General features: G+C 53.5%; 15 protein-coding genes. 5 read left to right on the top strand and 10 right to left on the bottom strand.

What is annotated here, in order from left to right:
* Positions 1-88: 88 nt before the first annotated feature.
* The 9 genes from trpA to leuC form a co-directional block, all read right to left on the bottom strand.
* A complete protein-coding gene (trpA, locus tag V8L70_RS08950; protein WP_101145448.1) occupies positions 89-892 on the bottom strand; it encodes a tryptophan synthase subunit alpha in 804 nt (267 codons plus the stop codon).
* A gap of 23 nt (positions 893-915) precedes the next feature.
* Positions 916-2,103 (bottom strand): tryptophan synthase subunit beta, encoded by a 1,188-nt coding sequence (gene trpB / locus V8L70_RS08945; protein ID WP_045812255.1) that lies wholly within the window; start codon positions 2,101-2,103, stop codon positions 916-918.
* Positions 2,104-2,291: 188 nt separating this feature from the next.
* Entirely contained in the window at positions 2,292-2,930 is a 639-nt protein-coding gene (locus V8L70_RS08940; protein WP_101145449.1) for a phosphoribosylanthranilate isomerase, read from the bottom strand.
* On the bottom strand, positions 2,927-3,865 hold the full coding sequence (gene truA, locus V8L70_RS08935; RefSeq protein WP_101145450.1) for a tRNA pseudouridine(38-40) synthase TruA: 939 nt from the start codon (positions 3,863-3,865) through the stop codon (positions 2,927-2,929). The genes V8L70_RS08940 and truA overlap by 4 nt, the downstream gene beginning before the upstream one ends.
* Positions 3,866-3,874: 9 nt before the next feature.
* Positions 3,875-5,986: a type IV pilus assembly protein FimV gene (locus V8L70_RS08930; protein WP_101145451.1), complete on the bottom strand. Its 2,112-nt coding sequence runs from the start codon at positions 5,984-5,986 to the stop codon at positions 3,875-3,877.
* A gap of 182 nt (positions 5,987-6,168) precedes the next feature.
* Positions 6,169-7,281: an aspartate-semialdehyde dehydrogenase gene (asd, locus tag V8L70_RS08925; protein WP_101145452.1), complete on the bottom strand. Its 1,113-nt coding sequence runs from the start codon at positions 7,279-7,281 to the stop codon at positions 6,169-6,171.
* A 213-nt stretch (positions 7,282-7,494) separates the two neighbouring features.
* Positions 7,495-8,574, bottom strand: a complete 1,080-nt coding sequence (leuB, locus tag V8L70_RS08920; protein ID WP_101145453.1) for a 3-isopropylmalate dehydrogenase — start codon at positions 8,572-8,574, stop codon at positions 7,495-7,497.
* 159 nt (positions 8,575-8,733) lie between these two features.
* A complete protein-coding gene (leuD, locus tag V8L70_RS08915; RefSeq protein WP_008956190.1) occupies positions 8,734-9,381 on the bottom strand; it encodes a 3-isopropylmalate dehydratase small subunit in 648 nt (215 codons plus the stop codon).
* A 3-nt stretch (positions 9,382-9,384) separates the two neighbouring features.
* Positions 9,385-10,836 (bottom strand): 3-isopropylmalate dehydratase large subunit, encoded by a 1,452-nt coding sequence (gene leuC / locus V8L70_RS08910; RefSeq protein WP_101145454.1) that lies wholly within the window; start codon positions 10,834-10,836, stop codon positions 9,385-9,387.
* 153 nt (positions 10,837-10,989) lie between these two features.
* Here leuC and V8L70_RS08905 point away from each other — a divergent pair, with 153 nt between their 5' ends.
* A complete protein-coding gene (locus V8L70_RS08905; protein ID WP_101145455.1) occupies positions 10,990-11,916 on the top strand; it encodes a LysR family transcriptional regulator in 927 nt (308 codons plus the stop codon).
* 39 nt (positions 11,917-11,955) lie between these two features.
* Here V8L70_RS08905 and V8L70_RS08900 read toward each other — a convergent pair whose 3' ends face one another.
* Positions 11,956-12,372 carry a GFA family protein gene (locus V8L70_RS08900; RefSeq protein WP_035586089.1) on the bottom strand — a complete coding sequence of 139 codons (417 nt, stop codon included), beginning with the start codon at positions 12,370-12,372 and terminating at the stop codon, positions 11,956-11,958.
* Between the two features lie 341 nt (positions 12,373-12,713).
* Between V8L70_RS08900 and pgaA the strand changes: the two genes are divergently transcribed.
* Genes pgaA through V8L70_RS08880 form a run of 4 tightly spaced genes read left to right on the top strand, consistent with a single transcriptional unit; the run spans position 12,714 to position 18,745 of the window.
* Positions 12,714-15,140 (top strand): poly-beta-1,6 N-acetyl-D-glucosamine export porin PgaA, encoded by a 2,427-nt coding sequence (gene pgaA / locus V8L70_RS08895; protein ID WP_101145456.1) that lies wholly within the window; start codon positions 12,714-12,716, stop codon positions 15,138-15,140.
* Positions 15,137-17,098 carry a poly-beta-1,6-N-acetyl-D-glucosamine N-deacetylase PgaB gene (gene pgaB / locus V8L70_RS08890; RefSeq protein WP_101145457.1) on the top strand — a complete coding sequence of 654 codons (1,962 nt, stop codon included), beginning with the start codon at positions 15,137-15,139 and terminating at the stop codon, positions 17,096-17,098. The genes pgaA and pgaB overlap by 4 nt, the downstream gene beginning before the upstream one ends.
* Positions 17,095-18,345 carry a poly-beta-1,6-N-acetyl-D-glucosamine synthase gene (pgaC, locus tag V8L70_RS08885; protein ID WP_008956184.1) on the top strand — a complete coding sequence of 417 codons (1,251 nt, stop codon included), beginning with the start codon at positions 17,095-17,097 and terminating at the stop codon, positions 18,343-18,345. The genes pgaB and pgaC overlap by 4 nt, the downstream gene beginning before the upstream one ends.
* Complete coding sequence (locus tag V8L70_RS08880; RefSeq protein WP_101145763.1) at positions 18,335-18,745, top strand: hypothetical protein; 411 nt, start codon at positions 18,335-18,337, stop codon at positions 18,743-18,745. Before pgaC ends, V8L70_RS08880 begins: the two co-directional genes overlap by 11 nt.
* Positions 18,746-18,772: the final 27 nt, after the last annotated feature.

The following is an 18,772-nucleotide window of genomic DNA, read 5'->3' as shown; positions in this document are numbered from 1 at the left end:
AAGGCTTCCGTTATACGTCAACGCCTGGCAAAACCAGGCTTGATGAGTGTCGTCAAACTGTTAAGTATAGGCGATAAAGCATTTAGCTTTAGGCATCCATCGCCGTACGCATTTCTGCTAATACACTTTTCAACTGGCCCGCAATGGTTTCCGGCGCATCCAAGCTTTCGGCGATACGGTTAACCAAGGCACTACCGACAATTACACCATCGGCGACTTTAGCCACTTCCGCGGCCGTAACGCCATCACGAATGCCAAAACCAACGCAAAGCGGCAAATCGGTCATCCCCCGCAGTGGAGCCAAGTGCTCGGCTACGTCTTCGGCATTCAGGGTGGCGGCGCCTGTCACGCCTTTCAGCGAAACATAGTATAAGTAGCCCTCGCCATGGGCGCATATTGTAGCGGCACGCTCGTTAGAAGTGGTAGGCGCAACGAGAAAAATCGCCGCTAAATCACGAGATTTCAGCAATGGGCCAATTTCATCGGCTTCTTCCGGCGGCATATCGACAATCAACACGCCGTCGACGCCGACACTGGCAGCTTGGTCAGCAAAGTTCTCGTAACCAATACGCTCAATAGGATTTAAATATCCCATTAACACGACCGGCGTCGTGGTGTCGGTTTGGCGAAACTCTTTGACCATTTGCATCAGGTCAACCAGTCGGGTGCCCTGCTTTAACGCACGTTCACAGGCTTTCTGAATCACTGGGCCATCGGCCATTGGGTCGGAAAAAGGCACGCCAAGCTCAATGACATCGGCACCGGCGTCTACCAGTGCGTGCATAAAGCCCACCGTATACTGCGGTGCTGGGTCCCCTGCGGTGATGTAAGGGATCAGAGCCTTGCGGCCCTGCTGTTTAAGTTCACTGAAACGCTGATCAATACGGTTCATGCTCGCCCTTAAAAAAGCTGACCTTAAAATTCGATGCCATCAATCTTAGCAACGGTCATGATGTCTTTGTCGCCACGCCCAGAAAGGTTGACCACGATATGTTGGTCCGGACGCATGGTAGGTGCCAATACCTTGGCATGGGCCAGCGCATGCGCCGACTCAAGAGCGGGCATAATGCCTTCCATATGCGTCAACTCACGAAACGCTTCCAGCACTTCGTTGTCGTTAGCCACCACATATTTAACACGGCCAACATCCTTCCACAGGGCGTGCTCCGGGCCTACGCCCGGGTAATCCAGGCCAGCTGAAATAGAGTGAGTGTCTGACACCTGACCAGCTTCATCGGACATTAAATAGGTGCGGTTACCGTGCAGCACACCGCGCGGGGCGTTGGACGCCAGCGGTGCCGCGTGGCGGCCCGTTTCAACCCCATCGCCACCGGCTTCTACGCCGTACATAGCAACGTCATCATCTTCAACGAACGGATAGAACAGCCCCAGGGCATTCGAGCCGCCCCCAACACAGGCAATCAGCGCATCTGGCAAACGGCCGATCTGCTCCAACGACTGGCGACGCGCTTCACGGCCCACGACCGCGTTAAAATCACGTACGAGCAGCGGATAAGGGTGTGGGCCAGCCACGGTACCGATGATATAGAAAGTGTTATCAACGTTGGTGACCCAGTCACGCAGCGCTTCGTTCATGGCATCTTTAAGCGTACGCGTACCGGACTCTACCGGAATCACCCGTGCGCCCAGTAAGCGCATACGATAGACGTTTAGTTTCTGGCGTTGGACGTCTTCCGCCCCCATATAAATATCGCATTCAAGGCCAAGGCGAGCAGCAACAGTGGCCGAGGCAACGCCATGCTGACCCGCCCCCGTTTCAGCAATAATGCGTGGCTTACCGGTTTTCTTTGCCAGTAGCGCCTGGCCGATGGTGTTGTTGACCTTATGAGCGCCGGTGTGATTCAGGTCTTCCCGCTTCAACCAAATCTGTGCGCCACCAAGGCTTTCCGACCAGCGTTTGGCATGATAAAGCGGCGACGGGCGCCCCACATAGTGGGCAAGATCATAGTCAAACTCAGCTTGGAAGTCGGGGTCATCACGTAAGCTGAAATATGTTTTTTCCAGCTCTTCCAAAGCAAAGCTGAGGGTTTCTGACACAAACCGACCGCCGTAGGGGCCAAAATGACCACGGGCATCCGGCATTCGGGTCAGGTCACTGAACTTTGTTTTCAGCACAGTGTTAGAAACGGTTTCAGAAGCGGTCACAGAGACACCTCACAAGATCGCCAGAACAGGCAACCAATAAATGAATCAACTTAACAACGTAGCTCGATAAAATACCCATAGGCAACATACATGAACTGCGTCTATCTAAACGTGCGCAAAGAGCGCTAACAGGCGTCGGCTAATGCCACATGACGAACGAAAGACGCCATCTTATCGGCATCTTTACAGCCGTGGGAGGCTTCAATACCACCGGAGACATCCACTGCATAAGGCGCTACTTGGCGCACAGCGTCAGCGATATTATCAGCACTCAACCCACCGGCGAGGATAACAGGTTTTGCTAGATTTGCGGGGATTCTCGACCAATCAAAGGTCTCCCCTGTGCCCCCCGGCACTCCGGGCCGGTAAGCATCTAACAGCAGCGCCTGAGCTCCATGATAGCGTTCAGCTTCATACGCTAAATCTATTTCATCGCGCATGCGTAGCGCTTTCATCCAGGGCAGCGAAAAGCGCTGGCAGGCGTCAGGCGTTTCGCTGCCATGAAACTGGAGCATATCTAAATAGGGCAGACAGCGCTCAATCAGCTCATCATCCTGATCTACAAACAGCCCTACGCGGGTCACAAATGCCGGCACGCGCGCTGAAAGCACCGCCAGTTGTTCGACATCCACACTACGGGCACTGTTCGGCCACATCACAAAGCCTAAGGCATCCACCCCTAGCGCCACGGCACGATCAATATCCTCGCCGCGGGTAAAACCACAGAATTTAATGCGTGTTCGGGTTCGGGGCATATCACTCATGAAGACGCCTCCTGTTCAGGACTATTGGCCCGGTTGCTTAATGACCGGTTTCGACGATAGGCAACCCGTGGCGTATCGGGAAGCTCACGCTCACCTGTCCACTCGCCGGTAAATGCGAGTAATTGCGGCCCTAAAGGCTCCTTAGGCAAATCAAAGCGCTCATCGTATACCGAATCAACAAAATGCAGCCCGCAGGCGGGCGCCGTGACATCGCCTTTGCGACGGTTTTGAAGCGCTAAAAGTTCACCAATATAGGCTTCTTTTTGAGCACCGCGGCCAACGCTCACCAGCGCACCGGCAATATTGCGGATCATATGGTGCAGGAACGCATTTCCTTGAATATCAATCATGACTAGCTGGCCGTAGCGCTTTACGTCGACAAAGTGCATATGCCGCCAGGGGGTTTTTGATTGACAGCCAGCGGCACGGAAGCTCGAAAAATCGTGCTCCCCTACCAGCGCCTGAGCGGCTCGATGCATGGCATCGGCGTCTAACGGATCTCGGCACCAGGTCACATTGGCGCGCTCCAGTACGGGGCGGCTAATCTGGTTCAGCAAGACGTATCGGTAGCGGCGCCCCAGGGCGCACAGGCGTGAATGAAAGTCGTCGCCCACTGGTTTCACCCAGCGCACGGCTATGTCGCGAGGTAACTGGGTGTTGGCACCAAAAATCCAGGCTTTTTCGGAGCGCCCTACTGGCGGATCAAAATGGACAATTTGCCGAGTGGCGTGCACCCCAGAATCGGTGCGCCCACTGGCGTGCACCCTAATAGGTTCATTGGCCACCTTGGCCAGCGCTGCCTCTAGCGAAGCCTGAACAGATGCGGCGTGCTTAAGGCGCTGAAAGCCACAGTAATGGGTACCGTCGTACTCGATACCCATTGCCAAACGACCCGTAAGCGGAATTTTCTCATCGAAGTGATAGAACAGCGTCATCAAGCCACATCATTTTGAAGATTTTGAAGGTTCGCTATTATCCAGGCCTCGCGGCTTGAATGCTACCTCTTCAATTTCCCACTCCTCTTCAATCGGCCGACGAGGTTGTTTCGCAGGCGAAACAGGTTCGGCGTCAGGCTGACTGGCGAACTCTACCGTAGGCTGCATTGGGGTTTCGGTACGCAGGGCTTCTTGGCTACTTGGCGTGTTCATTAAAGTGGGCGGGTGGTAATCGATGAAGCGGTGCTCGGCATCCTCAGACCCTTTGGGGGCGCGTTCGGTTGGCTGTACATGATCAACAGGTGCCGCTGGCTCAGCCGATTTTAAGTCAGCACTGAGAGAAGCCAGCAACAAACGCATGGGCGCTGGGCTTAGTGGCGGCGCTAATGACAAGTGATCAGAACCGTTATCGGGGGCAACATGCAGACCTAAGCGACGCTGACGCCCCTGCTCAGCCAACCCGGATGCCTGGCTTTTTTCATAACTATTCTCATAGCTATTTTCATAATTTGTTTCATAACTGTTTTCATAGCGAAGCGTGTCATCTTGCTCGGGCGTTTGCGCTTGCTCATCAATTAACCACTGATCGGAGTTCGCCGTTGACGCTGCGCTGGTGTAAGAAATCTCGGGTTCGTCTTCGATGGCGACCTGTGGCTCGCTTTGTTGATGTGGCTCTTCCACGTCGTCATCATTCGCCTGGATTGGGTACGCAATAGGAACAGCCTCAGACATCGGCGCTGTCTTAGAGGCCGCTTTAGGTGCAGCACCAGGCGTGACTGTTGGCTTTGCTACTGGCTCAGCAAGCGGGACATCTTCCCAGGTCTCTTCACGTCGCTTGCGCAGCCACACCAACACTCCCAGAAGCAGCGCGATGGCAGCTAACGCGAGCGGCCACTGATAACGCTCAACCAAGGCAGCCACTCCCGGGCTGCCCATCTCGTCCATGCTGGCAATGTGTGGTTCTGGTGACTGCTCTTGAGCAGCCAACGCATCGCTCAACGCCTGAGTTAGCGAGGCCACTTCGCTACGCAGCGCATTAAGCTCGGCACGCATTAACGCGCGCTCTTCCATTACCTGCTGAAGCGTCGCTTGGCTTAGCCGCAGCTGCTCGGTTAATTCTGCCCGCGTCAACGCCTCGGGCTCGTCGGCAGCCTCTTCCAGCGCAGTTGGGTCGTTTACTGCGGGCTCGCTTGCTTCTCGCTCATTTGTTTCAGCGCCACCCGCGGCAAGCGCGCTGTCGGGCCCAGTTGCACCAGTAGCCTCAAGGGTTTGGGTCACGGCTATAGCGAGGTTTGAAACTGTATCTGCTTCAACGTCAGGTATCGGCACTGCCTCCAATGAGCCGTTGCGGCGAGCGCGCCAGGCTTCATTCATCGCTTTGATAGCAGCGTCAGCATCAAGATGGGAGCGCGCCAAAATTCGCTCAGCATCAGGGACACTCAGCGTTTGGCCTGCACGCATATCATTTATATTGCCGCTAGGAAAGACGTCTGGATTGGCTTCCAGTAGCGCCACCATCATCTGCTGAACGCTGGCTTGAGGGGGTTTAACGCGCTCTGCGACGCCCCATAGCGTATCGCCGCTACCGACATACGCGCTGCTGCCATCTCCACGTTCGCTTACCACGGGTGGCGCCGCTGATCTGGCTTCAGCCACCGGAGGAGTCGCTGCGTTACTCGGTGTTGGCGCAGCGTTGGGAGCAGCGCTTTGCGCCTGCCCTTGTTGGGAATAGCCCTGGGGATCAAACAGCAAGGTGATGTCACGAAATTGCTGGCCGCCCGGAAACTCAACCGCCAGCAGCAGGTCAAGCCAAGGCTCCTGCATCGTTTGACCGGAGCTTAAACGCACTTGTCGTTGCCCTTGCTGCTCTACAATCTGGGCACGAACACTTGCGGCTAGAGGCGTCCATTCAAGGCCCGCCGCGGCAAAATCTGCCGGTTCGGCAACGCTGACTCGGATATCGTCAAGGGTGTAGTCACTGCTTTCCAGCAATGGAATGGAAGCATTTAGAGGCGCATTCAGATACGAGCCGACACTCGCCTGCCCCAGCCCAACGGCTAGTGCAAAAGGACTCACTGCACTCAATGAGAGCCATGTAATCCATGTCAGTGTCTTTTTCATGAATGATCCCTGATCGCCTACTTACTTTTTTACCATGGATGCAAGCTTATTGTATTACGTCTTTTTTATCATAACTTAACGAAATAAAGCCGTATTTCCCACTACCGTAATTATTAGCAGCGCAAAAAAACGGGAAGCTGCAAACAGCTTCCCGTTTTCGACTAGCGTATAACAGCGAATAATTACTGTTCGCGCAGAATCTTCAACATACGCTTAAGGGGCTCTGCTGCGCCCCACAGCAGCTGGTCACCGACGCTGAATGCGGAGAGGTATTCACCCCCCATTTGCAGCTTACGCAGGCGGCCAACCGGCACCTGTAGCGTACCAGTGGCAACGGCAGGTGTTAGGCCAGCAATGGTCGCATCCTTATCGTTCGGGATCAGCTTGACCCATTCGTTGTGCTTGGCAATGCGATCTTCGATCTCATCCAACGGCACATCGTGCTTCAGCTTGATGGTGAATGCCTGGCTGTGCGAGCGCATTGCGCCGATACGAACACAAAGGCCATCAATGGGGATCGGATTGTTGCCGAGCCCAAGAATTTTATTGGTCTCAACACTGGCCTTCCACTCTTCACGACTCTGACCGCTTTCCAGCTTGCTATCGATCCACGGTAGCAGGCTACCTGCCAATGGTGCGGCGAAGTTATCGATCGGGAAATCGCCACCGCGCATTGCGGCGGTTACCTTGCGATCAATATCCAGAATCGCACTGGAGGTGTCCTTCAGCTCTTCACCAACACTGTCGTGTAACTGCCCCATTTGGTTGAGCAGCTCGCGCATGTGCTTAGCGCCTGAACCAGAAGCCGCCTGATAGGTCATGGAGGTCATCCATTCAACCATATCGGCTTCAAACAAACCGCCCAAGCCCATCAACATCAGGCTTACAGTACAGTTCCCGCCAACAAATGTTTTGGCGCCTTTGGCTAGCTGGTCATCAATAACCTTGCGGTTAACCGGATCCAGCACGATCGTCGCTTCATCTTCCATACGCAGGGTGCTAGCGGCATCAATCCAGTAGCCTTTCCAGCCTGCACTGCGCAGGTCTTTGTAGACCGGCTTGGTGTAGTCACCACCCTGGCAGGTGACGATAACATCCAGCGCTTTGAGAGCTTCAATATCGAAGGCATCTTTAAGCGGAGGCACATCTACACCGATATCGGGGCCGGGCTGGCCAACCTGGGAGGTGGTGAAGAACACCGGCTCAATGCCGTTAAAATCACCATCGTCCAGCATGCGCTGCATAAGTACAGAGCCCACCATACCTCGCCATCCCACGAAACCGACTTTCAACATATGAAGTCCTCCTGCAAAAAATGAGTCTCTATATTATACACACTTCTTTACGCTGATTTTGAAACCAGGAGATAGGTTAAGGGCTACCCCTGCGACAGTCCTAGGAGGGGGCGCTGTGAACCCATCCCTGGGCGCTACATTTGCCATCCTTGGCAAATGACCCCCTCTACGGCCTGCCCCAGGCGCCCTTAACGCAGTCACACTGCCATTACTTTACTGCTTGGCAAACGCCGCCAATACCGCATCACCCATAGCGTCTGTGCCAATGGTTTGCATACCTTCTGACGCGATATCCGCCGTGCGCAGGCCGTCATCCAGCACGCTGCCGACGGCGGCTTCAATACGCTCCGCCAGGGCATTTTCATTCAGTGAGTAGCGCAACATCATGGCGACGGAGAGCATCATCGCTAAGGGATTAGCTACATTCTGACCAGCGATATCCGGCGCGCTGCCGTGGCAAGGCTCATACATGCCCTGCCCACTTTCGTTGAGCGATGCGGAAGGCAGCATGCCGATAGAACCGGTGAGCATAGCGGCGGCATCAGAGAGAATATCGCCAAACATATTACCGGTGACCACCACGTCAAATTGCTTCGGTGCACGTACTAGCTGCATAGCGGCGTTATCCACATACATGTGGGTAAGCTCTACGTCCGGATACTCCGGCGCCAAACGCTCCATCACTTCCCGCCATAGAATGGTGACTTCCAGCACGTTAGCTTTATCGACAGAACAAAGCTTCTTGCCACGCTTCTGAGCCATTTCAAACGCAACGCGACCAATGCGTTCAATTTCGCTTTCAGAATAAATATAGGTGTTAAAACCTACGCGCTCGCCATTACGGACTTCAATGCCACGAGGTTGGCCGAAGTAGATCCCGCCTGTCAGCTCGCGAACGATCATAATATCCAGCCCGGCGACCAACTCAGGCTTGAGGCTGGAGGCGCTGGCGAGCTGCGGATAAAGCATGGCTGGGCGCAAATTACCGAATAAACCCAGGTTTTTACGCAGGCCCAACAGCCCTTTTTCAGGACGCTTGGAAAGATCTTCGATTTTATCCCACTTGGGGCCACCCACCGCACCCAGCAAAATAGCGCTGGCCGCTTTGGCTTTTTCCAGAGTTTCCGCGGGCAGCGGCTCACCGTGGACATCGTAGGCAGAGCCACCCACTAAGCCCTCTTCCACTTCAATATCCAAACCCGCTTCTTGGCAAGCTTCTAACAAGCGTGCCGCCTGGGCCGCAATCTCGGGGCCAATACCGTCGCCCGGTAACAATAAAACCTTATGAGTCATGCTGAATCCTTAGCACTTACAACTAAATAACTTAGGGTCAACGGCAGGCCTCTGCGAGGGCGCTGTAAACCCATCCCTAGGCGCTACTTTCGCCATCCTTGGCGAAAGACCCTCGCGTCGACCTGCCCTTGCCCACGCATTGCGAGATCTCAAAAATACTTACGCAGACTGCCGGAATAACCACGGGCGCGCGGCTTTATGTTTCTGCTCAAAGGCGCGAATGGCGTCTTCGTCTTTTAGCGTCAAGCCAATATCGTCCAACCCTTCCAACAAGCAGTGTTTGCGGAACTCATCCACTTCAAACTCTAAAATCTCGCCGCTGGGGGTAATGACGCGCTGATGCTCCAGGTCGACATCCAACTGGTAGCCTTCATTGGCGTCCACTTCGGCAAACAGGCGATCTACTACGTCTTCTGGGAAAGTGATTAGCAGAATGCCGTTCTTGAACGAGTTGTTGTAGAAAATATCGGCAAAGCTAGGCGCAATCACCACTTTGAAACCAAAATCTTCCAGCGCCCAAGGCGCGTGCTCACGAGAGCTGCCGCAGCCAAAATTGCGCCGCGCCAGCAATACTTCAGCACCTTTAAAACGCGGCTGATTCAAGACGAAATCTGGGTTCAGCGGGCGCTGCGAGCAGTCCTGACCCGGCTGGCCTTCATCCAAATAGCGCAGTTCGTCAAACAGATTAACGCCGAAGCCGGTACGCTTGATCGACTTCAAAAACTGCTTGGGGATAATCAAATCGGTGTCGACATTGGCACGATCAAGAGGCGCTACTACACCTTCCAAACGTTCAAATTTTTTCATGGCTTAGGCCTCCTGAGCGTGAGTGGCGTCGTTGGCGGGTAAGCTGCGAACATCAACAAAGTGACCGGCGATCGCCGCTGCCGCTGCCATGGCCGGGCTGACCAAGTGCGTACGGCCACCGTAGCCCTGACGACCTTCAAAGTTGCGGTTAGAAGTAGAGGCACAGTGTTCACCGGCCCCCAGCTTATCCGCGTTCATGGCCAAACACATGGAGCAGCCTGGCTCACGCCACTCAAAACCAGCCTCAATGAAGATTTTATCCAACCCTTCGGCTTCTGCTTGGCGCTTCACCAAGCCAGAACCCGGCACCACCATGGCGAGCTTGATGGAGTCAGCCACCTTTTTGCCCTTGGCGACTTTGGCGGCTTCACGCAAATCTTCGATACGCGAGTTTGTGCAGGAGCCGATAAAGATTTTATCCAACTTGATATCGGTGATTTTCTGGTTGGCGTGAAGGCCCATATATTCCAGTGCGCGAGTGTGGCTGCGCTGCACAGTTTCATCCAGTGCAGCTAGCGGGTCGGGCACTTGACCCGAAATACCGGTGACCATTTCAGGGCTAGTCCCCCAACTCACCTGTGGTTCGATCTCATCAGCCTGCAAAGTAACCACTTTATCGAACTGCGCATCGTCGTCGGAGACAAGATTGCGCCAGTCTGCCACGGCAGCTTCCCACTGCTCTGCGGTAGGCGCAAAGGGGCGCTTGCCCAGGTAATCAATGGTGGTCTCGTCGACTGCAATCAACCCCACCCGAGCGCCCGCTTCGATGGCCATGTTGCAAACGGTCATGCGTCCTTCCATCGAAAGCGAAGCAATTGCACTGCCGGCAAACTCAATGGCGTAGCCGGTACCACCAGCGGTACCAATCTGGCCGATAATCGCCAGCACGACGTCTTTTGCGGTAACGCCAAGGCCAAGCTCACCGTCCACACGTACCTGCATGTTCTTCATTTTTTGCGCCAGCAAGCACTGGGTTGCCATTACGTGCTCGACTTCCGAGGTACCGATACCGTGGGCCAACGCACCAAAGGCACCGTGGGTAGCCGTGTGGGAGTCGCCGCACACCACGGTCATACCCGGCAGCGTTGCACCCTGCTCGGGGCCGACTACGTGGACAATGCCCTGACGCGGGTCGTTGATTTTAAACTCTTCAATGCCGTACTCAAGGCAGTTGTCGTCCAGGGTCTGTACCTGAATCAGCGATACCGGATCTTTGATACCGCTGTTGCCTTCAGCGCGCTCTTTAATCGTAGTGGGCACGTTATGGTCTGGTGTTGCCAAGTTGGCATCCAGGCGCCACGGCTTACGGTTTGCCAGGCGAAGTCCTTCAAACGCCTGGGGCGAAGTCACTTCATGAAGCAATTGGCGATCAATGTAGATTAACGCGGTGCCGTCATCGCGCTGTTTCACCAAGTGCTGATTCCAAAGTTTGTCGTAAAGCGTTTGGCCTGACATGTGGCTCTCCCGGGCGATGCCCATTTCTTGCTAGTTAGTTGTGCTGGCGTCTTCGCACCAGTAATGCAGCGAGTGTTACGCGGCTCGCGCATAAAAGCAATTCATGTTATTCATACTTTAGATTCCAATATGGAATACGTTAAGGATAAGTAAATGGATACCCAAAGCTTACAAGCTTTTGTGGCGGTGGCCGATACGCAAAGTTTCTCACGCGCAGCCGAGCAGCTTCACCTTACTCAGCCCGCCGTTAGCAAACGTATCGCCACTCTGGAGTCCCAGGTGGGCACAAGGCTATTTGACCGAATTGGTCGACGCATCGCCTTAACCGAGGCGGGTAGCGTGCTACTGCCACAAGCACAGCGCATACTTTTTAGCGTTGAGGATAGCCGGCGGGCGCTCGCCAATCTCTCCGGCCAGGTAGGCGGCAAGCTCACCCTGGCCACCAGCCACCATATTGGCCTACACCGCTTACCGCCACTATTAAAGCAGTACACCCAACGCCACCCAGAAGTAGAGCTCGATCTTCATTTTTTGGATTCAGAGCAGGCTTACCAAGGCGTACTGGATGGCACACTGGAAATGGCGGTGGTAACACTGGCGCCCCACCCTCACGAGCAGCTGCAGGTTATTGAACTGTGGCGTGATCGGCTCTGTTTTACCTGTGCTATTGACCATCCACTCGCCTCTCATGCCAAACCCCAAGCTCACACTCACATTCACACTCACCAAGAAGCGTTATCGCTTTCCGCGCTGTGTCATTTTAATTGTGTGATGCCAGGGGCCAAAACGTTTACCGGTTCGTTGATTGCGCAGCGCTTCACTAAAGCAGGGTTAAAACTGCCGGTCAGTATGACAACCAACTATTTAGAAACACTCAAGATGATGTGCAGCGTTGGCTTAGGCTGGAGCCTGCTGCCGGAAAAGATGGTCGATAGTGAGCTAGTAGAGCTTAACGTCGATACTGCCCCTATCCATCGCCCGCTGGGGTATTTAGTACATACCAATCGAACGCTCTCCAATGCAGCGCTCCGGATGATTGAGCAGCTAGAGGCAGCACGGGAGAACAAAGAGGCTCAATAAAAGTGCCTTATTCATCAAATGTTACTGCCTCAACCAAGATTATTGCTCGTCGTACTGCGCAAATGCTTCTTTACCGGTTAGCTGCTTGGTTTTTTCCGCCAAAGAGTAGTAAGCAGGTTTTTGCTCTATAAATATCTGCTCGGTTATTTTCCACGCATCAGTGCTATCCAGAAGGCCAACGGGAAGCGCGTAGTGCCCATTCTGCTTTAACCGATAAAACAAGTGCGTACCACACTGCCGACAAAAACCACGCTCAGCCCAATCTGATGAACTGAACGTTGCTATATGCTCTGCGCCTTTAAAATCCACATCCTCTGCAAAGTCAACGGCAAACATCGGGCCACCTCCCCACTTTCGACACATCGAGCAGTGACAAACGCCGACATGGTTGCTTTTGGTGGTAAGAGTGACGCTAACAGCGCCGCAGAGACAAGCTCCCTGATGAGAAATAGCCATTATCACAGCTCCCTCTAGATTTGTAACATTGTGTAAATAAAATAGAATTTTCTGATGAATAAGCTGTCGGAAAACTCATCAACACAAGATAGCCTAAAAGTGACTGGCACTATTTTAAGAACCAAAAAAATCTTTTAGAGAAAGATATCAACCTCTTTAATCACCCCCACAAGGGCCGATCTCATAGGGGTGTAATGGTTTTTCTCAGCTGTTTTCCTGATGATATCCCTCTTCAAGTTCACGTTTTATTCCAATATTTACTTAAAGATACTCCTATACACTAGAAATATACATTTGATTACAAATCTGTGGTCATTAGCTTTCTGGGTAGGAGTATCACCATGCAAAATCGTCCTAGCTCCCTACTGCCGATTTGCCTGCTCGCCTGCTTAACGTCGGGTGTAGCATATGGGCAAACGACGACCGATGCGCAACGCGAAGCATTCGTTATCCAAGCACGCCAGGGAGCTCTGGAAACATCAATCGACGGCTTAAAAACGCTTTATTACCAAACACGCGATATTCGTGTTCGTGAAGATTTGGTAGCACTACTGGTGCGAGCCGGGCGCCACCAGGAAGCACTCGCCGTTTGCGATTGGTGTCTAACAGAAAATTACAGCGATTCAGAACTCGCCAACCTAGCAGGGGCGGCACGCAGTGCAGGTGATTACGATCAGGCGCTGGAACTGTTTCGAGCGCTCACCTACCGTGACCCTTCCAACGCTCAGGGATGGCTAGGGCAGGCGTTAGTCCATACGGATATGGAAAATTATACCTTGGCGGATATCTCTCTACAGCAATACAACCAAGTAGCGGGTATAACGACGGCGGGCCTTGAGGCAAGGGGCTATTTAGCAGCAAGAACCGCCAATGCCACACAAGAACTGGATGCCCGCCAATCGTTGATAGCGGAAGACCCCAGTAACACGAGTGAACTAAATGCCCTTTATCGGCTGGCGGTAGGCTTGGGTGCTAGCTCTGCAGCACGCCGTATTATGGAAACGAACCCCGAGGTTTTCAGCGATAGTGACCGCCTATGGCTTACTTATTATGAAGGGGTAACCGATATACGCCTGGGTATTCACACTGACCAACCCTCAAGAACCCGCAGCGGCCTAGAACAGCTGAATATTGTTCTGAGCGCACCGGATGCCCCCCAGGAACTCATTACCATTGCCGAATACGACAAGGTAGTGGCTCTAGCTGAATTAAGGCGCTTCTCTGAAGCTGAAGCGCTGGCGGTGAGACTAGAGAATCAACACGGCCAGCTACCCAGCTACGTTGCTCGTGCCAGAGCCCATGCGCTTAATGGGATGGGCCGCCCAGAAGAGGCCATCACGCTTTATGAAAACCTGATTCGGCAATCTCCCAAGCAGGCCACAAACCCTGACGACCCGCTTAATGAAGGGTTGTTCTACAGCTATACCGACGCCCAGCGCTTTCGTGATGCGGATAAGTTGCTAGAACAGTGGCGTGCCAGTGAGCCCGAGCAACGCTTGGACTTCACTCAAACCGTTCGTATCGAAAACCCCAACTACCAGAAAGTATTACTGTTAGAAGTGCTACTTGATGCCTGGCGCGGCCGTGAAGCTGAGGCCAGCGAACGCCTTGCCGCGTATCAGGCTCAAGCGCCAGCTGACCCTTACTTATGGATCATCAAAGGCGATATCGAACGCTCCAGAGGCTGGCCACGAAAAGCCGAGGAGTCTTATCAGCAAGCGATGTCCTTATTGCCTCCTGATCAGCAAGAAGTCGCCGAACATGGTGTCTTGCTTTCGCGGTTACAGCGTGGCCAATGGAAAGGCACGACCAGCGAGATAGCAACAGAAATTGCAACCGCACGACCAAGCGCATCACGGGACGATATGGCCCGCGAGTGGCGAGAACAGCGTGCACCGCAACTAAGCTCCACCGTCGAGCGTAGCAAAGGCCAAGGTAGCGGCACGCAGGCATCTCGTGAGTGGCGCTATGAAGTACTTTTGGAAGGACCTCGTAATGACAACGGTTCCCGCCCTTTTGCTCAGCGCATTGGCCAGTATGGGGAGTTTGAAGATGAGGATCTTTATGCTTCTTACAACGTGGCGGGTTACGAATGGAACCTGCACCCCGCCACGGTAACGCTGGCGGCAGGCCATGGGTCTCAGCTTAACGAGGACTTCCTGGCGCTTGCCGAACTGCAGTACGCCCCAACGGATCACATCACCACGACGCTGGGTGTCGAAATCAACACCACTGATACACCGCTGCGGGCGCTGCGGGACGGTATCAATGCCGACCGCTACCGGGCTGAAGTGGCCTATCGAAAAGATGAGCGCGGCGCAGGTGCGCTCGGCGTCATGGCCACGGACTTTGAAGATAGCAACCTTCGGCAGTCTGTTTACGGTTACTGGAATCAAACGCTCTACCACCTGGACCGTTGGCAGGTTAATGGCGGGGTTCAAGCTTCTGCATCACGCAACGATGACGTTGAAGCCAGCTATTACAATCCAGAGCGCGATGCCAGTTTAGCAGGCGTCCTGTCAGTTAATTATGAGATCCCGATCGATTACCGGCAGTCCTTTATCCAAACCGTTTCCCTAGGTTCAGGCCGCTACTGGCAAGAAGACTTCGACAGCGAAAACACCTGGTCAATTGGTTACCAACATAGCTGGGAGTTAGCCCCCAACGTGAACTTTGAATACGGCATCGCCCGCGAAAGAGCCGTCTACGACGGCGTTCCTGAATACGACAACGTTATTTCAGCCGGTTTTGTATGGAGATTCCTATGACACTCTGGCGCGTCATTATGATGAGCGCGGTTCTGCTTGTTATCGTCAATATTCAGCAGGCTCAAGCCGCACGCTCAGCGGATGATTATGTGATGATCAGCTACCACGATGTCGTGGACTCCACGGTCACGCCCGATCTAGATATTTATTCACAGACGATTACACGTGGCCGACTAGTCGAACACTTCAACCTGATTGCCTTAGGCGGCTATCAACCAGTGAGTTTACAGCAGATCATCGATGCCAAAGCGGGCAGGCAACCCCTGCCTGAAAAAGCGGTACTGCTGACGTTCGATGACGGTTATCGCAGCTTTTACGATATTGTTTTCCCGCTGCTCAAGCTATACGACTTCCCTGCGGTGCAGGCAGTGGTAGGCAGTTGGCTGGATGTGCCAGCAGGCGGACAAGTGCCCTACGGCAAAATCAACCTCCCCCGCGAACGCTTTCTATCCTGGGAACAAGTTAAAACCCTAGATGAATCACCACTGGTAGAAATTGCCTCCCACACTTACAACCTTCACTACGGCGCTGTCGGTAACCCGATGGGCAATGAGCAAGCAGCTGCGGTGACTAGCATTTGGAACGCGGGCAATGGTTATGAAAGCGAAGCGGACTACATCGAACGCATACGCAATGATATGGCACGGACGCAGCAGCAATTCCAAGAAAAAATAGGCAAGGGTCCGCGCGTGATGGTATGGCCCTACGGCGCCTACAGTGAAGCGACGCTCAATATCGCCTCCGAATATGGCATGAAGTACACCTTCAGCCTACTCGGTGAGCCCAACCGGCTTAACGATTCCATGCGCAGCATGAACCGCTTCCTGATTGACCAGGAAACCACCCTGGAAACAATTGAGGAGATTCTTTCTAACCGCTTATGGGAGACAGAAGAGCAACGCATTGTGCACGTTGACTTGGATTACGTGTATGACCCGGACCCCATCCAGCAAGAACAAAATCTGGACCGATTAATTGAACGTATTTCACGTTACGGCGTCAGCACCGTTTACCTTCAGGCCTATTCTGACCCGGATGGCGACGGTGTGGCCGATGAACTCTACTTTCCCAACCGCCACTTACCGGTAAGAGCCGACCTTTTCAACCGGGTTGCTTGGCAGTTAAAGAAACGCGCCAATGTGAAGGTGTATGCATGGATGCCGGTACTATCGTTTGATCTGGGGGATGGTTATCAATACGTCACAGATGTAAGAACCGGTAATGAGTCTCCAGACCACTACCGCCGACTCTCGCCCTATGTGATCGAGAACCGCAACACCATTCGTGAGATCTACCTAGACCTTGGCCGCCTAACCAAGTTTGACGGTCTGCTATTCCACGATGATGCCTTCTTTACCGACTTTGAAGATGCCAACCCCGAGGCATTGGACGCCTATGAGCGGGCGTCGTTACCCCGCGATATTAACGCCATTCGTAACGACGAAAACTTGATGGCCACCTGGGCCCGCTTTAAGGGAGAACACCTGACCGACTTCACGCTAGAGCTGGAGAAAGCAGCTAACTACTATCGCCAGTCCGACAACAAGGTATTCACGACCTCTCGCAACCTGTATGCCGTCACGGTGATGGAGCCGCGCAGCAAGCGTTGGTTTGCCCAAGACATGCAGAATTTCGCCTCGGCTTACGACTTCGTTGCCGTGATGGCCATGCCCTATATGGAAAAAGCCGAGAACCCCAACCAGTGGCTGAGAAGCCTAGCCCAGCGTTCACTGGAACAGGTGAGCGCTGACCAACTGGTGTTCGAGCTACAAGCTCAAGATTGGAACACCCAAACCCCCATTCCCAGTGCAGAGATAGCCCAGTGGGTACGCATACTGCGCGAAGAAGGTATTAAAAACATTGGCTACTACCCGGATGATTTTCATCAAAACCATCCTGATATCAATGTGATGAGACCGGTATTTTCCATCGGACGTCGATTCAGGGCCATCCAATGAACATACTCGACCACCTAGCCATCTTTACCCTCGGCTATCCCAGCCTGATGGCAACCATATGGATATGCGGGGGCATCTACTTCTACGTTCATTGGGAGCGCAAGCAGCCCTGGCCCACCACCTTCACGTGGGATGAAAATGCCCCGAAAGTATCTGTGCTGTTGCCCTGCTATAACGAAGAGGCCAATGTGGATGAGACCATTTATCACCTCTTTAAACAGAATTACCCGTTCATGGAAGTTATTGCCGTTAACGATGGCAGCAAAGATGACACTGCCAGTCGGCTTGACGCCTTGGTGCTTCAATACCCCGCCTTAAAAGTGCTGCATCAAGCCAACCAAGGCAAGGCCAGCGCCATGAACAACGGTTTGAGCCACGCCACCGGCGATATCATCGTGGGCATCGATGGCGATGCGATACTCGACTACGATGCGATTGGCTATATGGTCAGTCACTTTCTCAGTAGTCCAAAGGTCAGTGGGGTTACCGGCAACCCACGGGTCAGAACCCGCTCGACCGCCATTGGCAAGATCCAGACCGGCGAGTTCTCCGCCATCATCGGCCTGATCAAACGCGCACAGCGCATCTATGGAATGGTGTTCACCATCTCAGGGGTCATCTGTGCGTTCCGTCGCAAGGCGCTCGAAGAAGTCGGTGGCTGGAATACCGACATGATCACCGAAGACATCGATGTCAGCTGGCGCTTACAGCTGGCAGGCGGCCAAGTTCGCTATGAACCCAGGGCCATGTGCTGGGTACTGATGCCGGAAACGCTACGCGGGCTTTTCAAGCAGCGGCTGCGTTGGGCGCAAGGTGGCGGCGAAGTGTTCCTGCGCTACTTCTCGCAAACCATTCGTTGGAAAAACCGCCGCTTCTGGCTGCTGATGCTGGAGTACATCGTCAGCGTGGTGTGGTGTTACTCGGTGATCACTTTGCTTTTTGCTTGGCTGGTTTCTCAGTTCTTTGTGCCCATGTCGTGGCCTATCACCGCTACGCTGCTTTCCTATTTTGGCAGCATCCTCATCGCTATCAGCTTCATCCAGTTCACCGTCAGCTTCTATATCGACAGTCGCTACGACAAAGAGATATTCCGCTGCGTTTACTGGAGTATCTGGTACCCGTTCGCCTATTGGATTCTCAATATGGCGACAGTTGTAATTGCCTTCCCGAAAGCTATGCTGCGCCAAAAAGGAAGGCTCGCCACATGGACTAGTCCTGACCGAGGGGAGCAATTCAATGAACAATAAACTGGTGCCCGTCATCATCGACAACCCTTGCCAAAAAGGCTGGGGCTATCGGACACGCGATATCTTAATCACACTCGCCACCCTCGTGCTGTGGATGTTGGTAATAACCAGGATGTATATGTTCTTCATCGTGGAAGAAGCAATTCTGGAACAGCTCTACTCCTCGGTCATGATCAAGGTGGTATTAATCGGCTTTGTCGTCACCTTCCTAACTTTTCACTTCTGGGCGGTTTATAACCGATACCTCTACACCAGCTACCTAAAACGCCAGCTGCGCCACTTCCAGCAGCCAACGCTGACAATAGAGAACGACACTGATAACGATATGGATAACGAAATCGAAAGCTACCAAATGCGCGAACAAGAAAAAGTCGGCATAACCAACCAAGCAACCAGCTAAGACCGCCAGCTTCCATTCAGGCCGCCT

Origin of the sequence: Vreelandella arctica, from assembly GCF_037070215.1 — a bacterium.
Lineage (GTDB): Bacteria > Pseudomonadota > Gammaproteobacteria > Pseudomonadales > Halomonadaceae > Vreelandella > Vreelandella arctica.
Note: the sequence above shows the minus strand (reverse complement) of the source record. Positions and strands in the feature narration are given on the sequence as shown.